At 34.6% G+C, this 9,193-nt stretch carries 5 protein-coding genes; 3 read left to right on the plus strand and 2 right to left on the minus strand.

What is annotated here, in order from left to right:
• Positions 1-344: 344 nt before the first annotated feature.
• Together GOQ24_RS14825 and GOQ24_RS14830 are read left to right on the plus strand one after the other, a co-directional pair.
• Entirely contained in the window at positions 345-3,566 is a 3,222-nt protein-coding gene (locus GOQ24_RS14825; protein ID WP_160340042.1) for a SusC/RagA family TonB-linked outer membrane protein, read from the plus strand.
• 11 nt (positions 3,567-3,577) lie between these two features.
• Positions 3,578-5,131 (plus strand): RagB/SusD family nutrient uptake outer membrane protein, encoded by a 1,554-nt coding sequence (locus GOQ24_RS14830; RefSeq protein WP_155093080.1) that lies wholly within the window; start codon positions 3,578-3,580, stop codon positions 5,129-5,131.
• Positions 5,132-5,184: 53 nt separating this feature from the next.
• On the opposite strand, the gene GOQ24_RS14835 is transcribed toward GOQ24_RS14830, so the two are convergent.
• Both GOQ24_RS14835 and GOQ24_RS14840 read right to left on the minus strand, forming a co-directional pair.
• Positions 5,185-6,312 carry an FUSC family protein gene (locus GOQ24_RS14835; protein ID WP_155093079.1) on the minus strand — a complete coding sequence of 376 codons (1,128 nt, stop codon included), beginning with the start codon at positions 6,310-6,312 and terminating at the stop codon, positions 5,185-5,187.
• Between the two features lie 375 nt (positions 6,313-6,687).
• Positions 6,688-7,212, minus strand: a complete 525-nt coding sequence (locus GOQ24_RS14840) for an NADPH-dependent FMN reductase (protein ID WP_155093078.1) — start codon at positions 7,210-7,212, stop codon at positions 6,688-6,690.
• A 192-nt stretch (positions 7,213-7,404) separates the two neighbouring features.
• Here GOQ24_RS14840 and GOQ24_RS14845 point away from each other — a divergent pair, with 192 nt between their 5' ends.
• Positions 7,405-8,922, plus strand: a complete 1,518-nt coding sequence (locus tag GOQ24_RS14845; RefSeq protein ID WP_160340043.1) for an NAD(P)H-hydrate dehydratase — start codon at positions 7,405-7,407, stop codon at positions 8,920-8,922.
• Positions 8,923-9,193 lie beyond the last annotated feature (271 nt).

A 9,193-nucleotide genomic window follows, 5' to 3' on the forward strand; every position in this document is an offset into this window, starting at 1 on the left:
GTAGTAAGGGGTGTTTTTGATTTCTATTTTAACATTTATAAAGCCTATGTATCTGTTGGTTTATGGCTTGTTTTTTGACAAATACTGTCTGTTAAGTGAGTGTTAATGTATTTTTGTTTTATTTAACTTTAATTGACTTTATTACTGATTTTTCAGGATGATTTTGTGTTAATAAAATGTATATATTTTTAATGTTTCGAAATATTGTTATACAATATTTATTGTAGTTTCCTTTTTATATTAAATTATTTGTATAAAAAATGTTTCAAAATTTTACTTTAAGTTTTTTTTTGTTTGATTTGTGATATATTCGCCGATGTGAAGAAAATCTTAAAACTAACTTTATGAAATTAAAAAATTACTTAATTATTTTGTTGTTTGTTTTAACAAACATGGCTTGGGCGCAAAATAAGAAGGCAGTTTCAGGTGTTGTATTAGACGCTGATGGATTGCCGCTTATTGGAGCATCCATTTTAATACAAGGAACAGACCAAGGAGCAGGAGCTGATGAGAACGGAGCGTTTTCATTAAGTGTATCTGAAGGACAGGTTTTAGAAGTTTCTTATGTGTTTTACAAAACAAAGCATGTGAAGATTGGAAAGCAAAATTCATATAAGATTGTCTTAGAGAGTGATGATCAAGTTTTGGATGATGTTGTTGTAATTGCTTACGGAACTACTTCTAAAGAAGCAGTAACTGGAGCGGTAGCAATGGTAGGTTCGGAAGAAATTGCAAAGCGTTCAGCAACCAATGCTTTAGGAGCTTTAGAGGGAGCTGCATCAGGGGTTCGTGTAAATAATACATCAGGACAACCAGGAGCTGAACCAGAGATTCGCATTAGAGGTTTTTCATCGTTTTCAACTAAAAGTGGAAGTAACTCTCCATTGATAGTAGTGGATGGAGTTCCATTCTCTGGAAATCTTTCAGATATCAATCCTAATGATATTGATAGTATGTCGGTATTAAAAGATGCATCATCTTCTACTTTATATGGTAATAGAGCATCTAATGGAGTTGTACTTGTTACTACTAAAAAAGCATCTAAAGGGACAGGGAGTTTTAATTTCAACATGAAACAAGGAGTTTATACTCGTGGAATGGAGGAATATGATCGTCTTGGACCAGATGAATTTATGGAAACAATGTGGACGGGATATAGAAATAGTTTGATTGACCCTAAGAAAGGAGTTTCTCGTGAACAAGCTTCTGCTTTAGCAAGTGAGAAATTAATTTCTGATATCTTAGGACTTAATATCTATAATGTTCCAGATACTGCCTTATTTGATGCAAATGGAAACTTAGTTCCTGAGGCTTCAATATTGGCAGGATATAAAAATGACCTTGATTGGTATAAGCCAATTGAACGTACAGGATTATATCAAGATTTAAATATGAACGGACGAGTAGCCAACGATAAAGGAGGGGCTTATTTCTCAGGTAGTTTCTTAAATAACGAAAGTTATTTTAATTCTTCTGATTACAAGCGTTTTACGGGTCGAGTGAATGCTGATTATCAAGTAAATGATTGGTTGAAAGTTGGTGCTAATATCTCAGGAGCTCACTCTGAGAAAAATGGTATTAGTGCCGATCCGGTTGATAACAATGGTTCTTATGGAAATCCATTTATGTATGGTAGAAATATTGCTCCTATTTACCCGGTGCATTTACACGACAAGTTAACAGGTGACTATGTTTATGATCTTATGGGTAATAAGGTTTATGATGAGGGAGGTGATACTCGTAAGCAATACGTAGGACGCCACGTAATTCAAGAGAATGAATTGAATCAACAATATACAGTACGCAATAATTTAAGTGGACAATTCTTTGGAGAATTTAAGTTATACGAAGGATTGACATTTAAGGTGTTAGGAGATTTAAACGTGCGTAACTCTGAAGAGAGAAAGTATGACAACGCTGTAATTGGTGATGGAAAAGGAAATATAGGTCGTTCAAGAAGAGAAATCTACAGATTTAAAACCTATACTGGCCAACAAATCCTTAACTATGAGAAGTCATTTGGGGAGCACCATATGGAAGTATTGGCTGGACATGAGAATTACAGTCAAGAAAGATCGTATTTATCAGGTAGAAAGACTAATGAGACATTCCCGGGTATGATTCAATGGGCTAATTTCTCTGAAATGAGTGCTTTAAGTGATTATGATGATACTTATAGAACAGAAGGTTACTTTACAAGAGGTAAGTATAACTATGCTAATAAGTACTTTGTTGAGGGATCATTCAGAAGAGATGGTTCATCTAAGTTTCACCCAGATAACAGATGGGGTAACTTCTGGTCAGTTGGTGGTAGTTATGTAATTAGCAATGAGAATTTCTTTAATGTTAAGTTCGTTGATTATTTAAAAGTTAGAGCTTCTTATGGTGAAGTGGGTAACGATAGATCGGTTGACGATTATGCAGCTAAACCATTGTATAGTATAACATTAAATGGTGGAAGACCTGCATTGTATAAGAATCAAGTTGAAAATAAAGATTTGAAATGGGAGACTTCTTCTTCTACAAACTTTGGAGTTGACGCAAGATTGTTTAAGAGAATGAATCTAACTGTTGAGTATTTTGACAAACAATCGCAGAATCTTTTAATGGATTTACAATTGCCTTTATCAATGGGATCTTTATCTCCGACAAGTGCTAACACGTATATTACAAGTAATGTGGGAAGTATTTCCAACAGAGGTATTGAGGTTTCTTTTGACGTTGATATTATCAGCAATAAAAACTGGAAGTGGAATGTAGGAGCAAACGCAACATGGTTAAAAAACAAAATCCTTACTTTACCGGAGGAGAACAGAGAAAATGGAATTGTTTCTGGTCCATTTAAACGTGTTGAAGGAAGAAGTATTTACGATTTTTGGTTGTATAAATATGCAGGTGTAGATCAAATGACAGGAGATGCTTTATATTATTTAGATACTGAGAACAATGATATTGCTGAGATTCCTGCAGAGAATATTATTGAGATCAATGGTAATTCATATACTAATTTAACAAGCTATGCTAAGAAAGGATGGTCAGGAAATGCACTACCGAAAATGGATGGAAGTGTTTTTACCTCTTTAAAACACCAAGGTTTTACTTTCTCAGCTTTGTTAACTTATGGAATTGGAGGGAAGATATTAGATTATTCATATAAGAGTTTAATGACTGCATCGAGTTCACCAGGGGCTCTTCACAAGGATATTCTTAATTCTTGGAATGGAGCGCCTGAGGGTATGACTGAATCATCTGCTAATCGACTAGATTCAAATGGAACGCCAAGAGTAGATTTTGGAACTTCAACAGAGGCTAACGCGACTTCAGACCGTTTCTTACAAGATGCATCTTATTTAGCAATTAAATCTTTGACATTAAACTACGATTTTGACAAAGACTTATTGAAATCATTAAAATTGAGATCGTTAAGTATGAATTTAAGTGTTGAGAACCTTTATACTTTTACTAAATTAAAAGGTATGAACCCGCAACAAGCATGGAACGGAATACATTACAATGGATATGTAGTGCCTCGTACAGTGATTTTTGGAATTAATGTTGGTTTCTAAAAAATATATTTATGAAAATTAGTTATTTAAAATATGCTGCCTTGGCAGCAGTTATGTCGCTTGGATCTTGTAGTAATGATTATTTAGATACAGACCCAACAAATAAGACTTCACCAGATGTAGTATTTCAGACCACTGAGAATGTAAAGATGTTAGTTAATGGTCTGGCAAAGATTATGACTGCTCAACATATTGGTTCTCAAGGGTTCAATGGAGAGGGGACTATAAAGTTATACTATGGAGAATACCCAGGTCAGAATTTCAGAGCAAACTTGAAAGGTGCGGCTGGAGATCAAGTAATGGGTAAACACTTTTTAACTTTAGATAGTAGTTACAATTACTTTCCTTGGCATTATTATTATATGTTGATTGGTAATGCAAATGACGTAATTGAAAATGTTGATTCGGCAACAGGACCAGAAAGCGATAAAAAAGACCTAAAAGCGCAGGCATTAGGTTATAGAGCATATGCCTATACTATGTTGTTGCAAATTTATGGACAGCGTTGGGTTGATAGTAACGATGGTAAGTTCCAAGCTTTGCCACTTCGTTTGACAAATAAAGAGCCTAAAGATTTAGAGTTTGCTACTATGGCAGATGTTTATGCTCAGATATATGAGGATTTAAATAATGCTAAAGCATTTTTTAGTAGTACGAATTTTGATCGTAAGACTGAGAACTTTGTTATTAATAAAGACGTGATTCACGCTATTCATGCAAGAGCAGCTCTAAATAGACAAGATTATGCTACAGCTGCACAAGAGGCTGGTTTAGCTCGTGAGAAGTATCCTTTAATGACAACCGAGGAGTATCAAAACGGTTTTGCAACGCCAAACTCTGAATGGATTTGGAGTAGTTACGGAGCTAGTACAGAGCAGTTACACTACTATTCTTACTTTGCTTATGTGGGGTATAATGCTAATACAACTCAAGTAAAATCTTACCCTAAGCGCATAGCTAAAGAATTGTATGATGTTTTGCCAGATACAGATATTAGAAAAGGATTGTTTCTTGATCCAAGACCTTATCCTTCAGACTCATATAACCACGATGATGGAATTGTTAAAAGTGCTAAGGCCCAAATGAATGTAGATGCTCGTGAGAAGTATCCTGATCTTGATGGTGCTGCAAAAGTTGCTGCTTATATGCAATTTAAGTTTAAGGCTAACGAATTGCCAGGAGTAGGTCATTTGAATCACTTTAGAGCTTCAGAAATGTTGTTAATTCAAGCCGAATCAAAATACTACTTAGGAGACGAAGCAGGGGCTAACGAATTATTAGTTGAGCTTAATACTAAGACTAACCGCGATCCAGATTACACTGTTAACAAAAATGGGAATGAATTATTCCAAGAGATTGTAAAATACAGAGGTCTTGAATTATGGGGTGAGGGATTTGATTGGTTTGATTACAAGCGTTGGAATAAGACAATTGTTCGTTTGTCAGCTGCCGAAGGTGGTAACTTCTCAACTTCATTAGCAGGTGAGATGGCGCCAGACTACGGAAATAAATGGACGTATAAAACGCCTAACAAAGAGAATGATTATAATCACGGAAATAAATAAAACAGATTGGTATTCATTCAATCTAAAAAGGACTGCTCTTTGGCAGTCCTTTTTTATTTAGTTTGTTTGATTCGTTTTTTTCTACTTTGTTTTAACAGCTGTAATCGCGTTGTACGTAAACGATCTCTTGTTTGGTTTCGAAGGTATTCGTGATGTAAAAACCAACCGCCTACACCTCCAATTAAACTACCGATGACAATATCTATAAAACGCGTTTTAATTAAGATGTTTGGTGTGGTGATAATGGGGTTAGCAGCCTCGGCAAGTAGTACCGTTAGAGCTGTTATAAAAATCACTGCAACAGCGTAGTTTCGCGAGATAAACATTTCGATAACAAACTGTAAGAACATTATACAAATACAAAAGTATAAAGGGGAGTCGGATATGGAAATTAATATCCAACACAGCGCTAAACCAATAAAAGTACCTGTAATGCGTTGAAGTGCTCTTTGCCAAACGTGATACAGAGAGATTCCTTGCATAATGGCTGCACATGAGATCGGAATCCAATAAGGATTATCGAATTTCAAAAGGTTTCCGACCATTAAAGCTATAAACATGAAACTACCGACAATTACAGCGCGAATTAGATAGTCTAATTGCTCTTTTATTGGCACTGGTTTTATGAGTTGTATTCTTTTTGTACTGTTGTATTTTTTGCCTACAATAATGCTGTAAATTAGGGCAAGGGTGCAAGCAAACATGGTTCCCATAACCACATATCCAAGTCTTGTGGGTATGGTGGCTAATTCAAAAGGCATATTACTGGACATCGAAGCTACCATGATAAAGAAGAAACTACCAGGTGGTCTTGTGTTAAAATACAGGGTTAACCAATGAACTGCTGTTGTGAATATACCAAAGGCAACAGCCGATAGGTATAGGTTAAAACTAAAGGTAATTCCGACGGCAAAGGAAAGCATGAATCCAAAGGAACAAACAAGCATGGTTACCATGCGTTGAGGTGTTGGAATATTAGAGGGAAGGTATAGAATAACAAGCCCTGCTAAACAGGCCAACAGTCCAGCTTGTAAGTTGTCAAAGTACCATCCAGTTAAAAGGGGGATTCCCGTTGCTAGCATAGCCATTAATGGAATATGCCATAAACGTTCACTGTGTTTGAGTTTAAATAGCGTTTTACTTTCTTGTCTTACTAAAGTGACAAAAAAATTATCTTTCATAGTCTTTTAAGTTTTTTATTATATGTAATAATAGGGCTAGTAAGTTGTTTTGTTAGCTTAATGGTTATTACATAAAAGTAGATAAGTACAAGGATGTCGTTTTTCTGAAACAAAACAAGCACTTTGTGTAAGGTTTTACAAAAGTACGAAATGCGCAAAGAATAAGAAAACCTTTACCCAGTGAATAATTTTTTCGTTTTTTTATAACGTTTAATTAAGTTAGTACTTAAAGTGGGAGTTTCCTTTAAAGCTCATTAGTGTATTGGTGTTATCAGAAATTTATCACTTAATTTATGCCAATAAAAAATCCCTATAACCTTGGGCATCGATTATAGGGAAATAACACAATTATAAAAAGTTAGTGTATGAAAAAAATTACAAAGCTTGTTTGAAGCTTTCTAAAGTTGATTCCAATTGTTGCTTTAATTGCTCATTTACAATTTGTCCATCTTTAAAGTTGTCGTGGAAACTTGGTAAAGAGAAATTAGCTTTGATATTGCCCCCAAAGTAAGGAAAGATACTTTGAGCAGCTTGCATAACTCCCATACCTGCTCTTGCACCAGGAGAGGTTGAAAGCAATAACATTGGTTTATTTTTAAATACTTGCATATCGGCTCTTGAAGCCCAATCAAAGATATTTTTAAAGGCAGTACTAAAGGTTCCATTGTGCTCAGCAAGACTGATTATGATTACATCGCTTTGCTGCATTATCTCATTAAATTTGGTCGCCTTTTCAGGGATTCCTTTATCATTTCTATCTTGTGAATATATTGGCATTTCAAAGTCGTTTAGATCCAATAGGTTGATTTGGTCTTTGTTGAATTGACTTGCTACGTTTTTTACTAATTCTAAGTTTATTGATCTTGAGCTGTTACTTGCTGCAAATGCGGTTATTTTCATTTGATTGTTTTGTTTGTTTTTGTTAAGGCAAAGATAGGATAGGACAAGAGCTTGGATACTTAATCTACAACAAGAAATACCTTTGCTTTATGTGTAAATAAGGTATACATTTAGTCTGTTGTACAATATGGTGCATTTTATGCTTAATATTACATTGGTTTAACCCCTTAAACATTTGAAAAAAACACAGTCATGAAAATACTAAAGACCGATCAAGCGCAGTTGTTAGATAAACAAACAATTGACAATCAATATATTTCCTCTTTCAAATTGATGGAAAGAGCAGCAAGTAAAGTTGTAGAAATACTGAAGGATAGACATAAGTTGTATCACAATAGCTTTGTGATTATTTGCGGAAAAGGCAATAACGGGGGCGATGGTTTAGCTATTGCAAGATTATTAAAAGAGGCAGGAGCATTTGTAAAGGTGTATTTACATCAAAACAAAAAGTATACTCCAGATAATAGTCAGAACCAAGAAATGCTTGATGATAGAGGAATTAAAATAGAGAAGTTCTTGCCAAGCAAGCACAATATTGTTATTAAAAAAGACGATATTATTATTGATGCTCTTTTTGGAATGGGCTTAACAGAAGCAATTGATTCAGAGTGGAAACAAGTGTTTGATTTGCTAAATACTGCCGTGTGTCAAGACCGAATATCCATAGATATGCCATCAGGTATGTTTGCTGATATTGCCACTGCTAATGACTCTATTGTTTTTAAAGCGGATATGGTTTATACTTTTGGTTCGCCTAAATTAGCTTTGCTTTTGCCAGAATCTGCACAGTGGGCTAAAGACTTTACAGTAGTGGATATCAATTTAGATGAACAAACGCTTAGTTTGTTCGAAACGAAAAATTATTATTTAGATAAAGCAATAGTTAAAGAATTATTACACACTCCTACTAAGTTTGCTCATAAGGGTATATTTGGTCATAGCTTAATCATTGGGGGAAGTTATGGTAAAATTGGAGCAGTAGCATTAGCGAGTAAAGCAGCTCTTAGTATTGGTTCAGGGTTAGTAACTGCTTATTTGCCAAAATGTGGATATTCAATTTTACAGTCAACAATCAGTGAAGTGATGTGTTTAACTGATAATGAAGCTGATTATATTCGTTTATTTCCAGAAACTGATTCTTATCAAGCTATAGGTATAGGTGTAGGTTTGGGGCAAAACGCAGACACTGTAAAAGGATTTGCTGCATTTTTGAAGGATAACACAAATAAGGCAATGGTGTTTGATGCTGATGCTATAAACATTTTGGCATCAGATAATAGTTTACTTAAGTTTTTAGCTCCTGGAAGTATCTTAACTCCTCATCCAAAAGAATTAGAAAGGTTACTTGGTGGTTGGACATCAGATTTTGAAAAAATGGAGTTAGTTAAAGGTTTTACAGCTAAGCATAACGTAGTTGTAGTTGTTAAAGGAGCGCATAGTGAAATAGTTTTGCCATCTGGTGATATTTACTTTAATTCTACGGGTAATTGGGGAATGGCTACTGCAGGAACAGGTGATGTATTGACAGGTATCTTAACGGGGCTTTTTGCACAGGGGTACAATAGTGAACATACGGCACTTATTGGAGTTTATTTGCATGGTCTGGCTGGAGATTTTGTCCTTGAAGATAAACACCCTCATTGTATATTAGCCTCTGATATTATCACTAAACTTAGTTCTGCGTATAAAGAGATTCTAAATTTAGAATAAATCACATATTATGAAATAAATCTAACGTTAAAATCGCGTTATTAACTTTTTTGTTTAAGAAAGATTTTTATTTTTGTCAACAGAGAACAATAGTAGTGGGGACTTTATTGCTTCTCAATAGCAAAAATAGCTTGTGTGATTCACGATATTATATCTTGAGTTAATCTATTTGTACAAGTTAATATAAGGCATATAATTTCGGTTATATGCCTTTTTTTGTCACAAGATGGATTGGTTGTAGGGTTGTATTTTGATAAAAAGAGTATTGAAG

Origin of the sequence: Myroides sp. LoEW2-1 (assembly GCF_009767705.1) — a bacterium.
Lineage (GTDB): Bacteria > Bacteroidota > Bacteroidia > Flavobacteriales > Flavobacteriaceae > Flavobacterium > Flavobacterium album_A.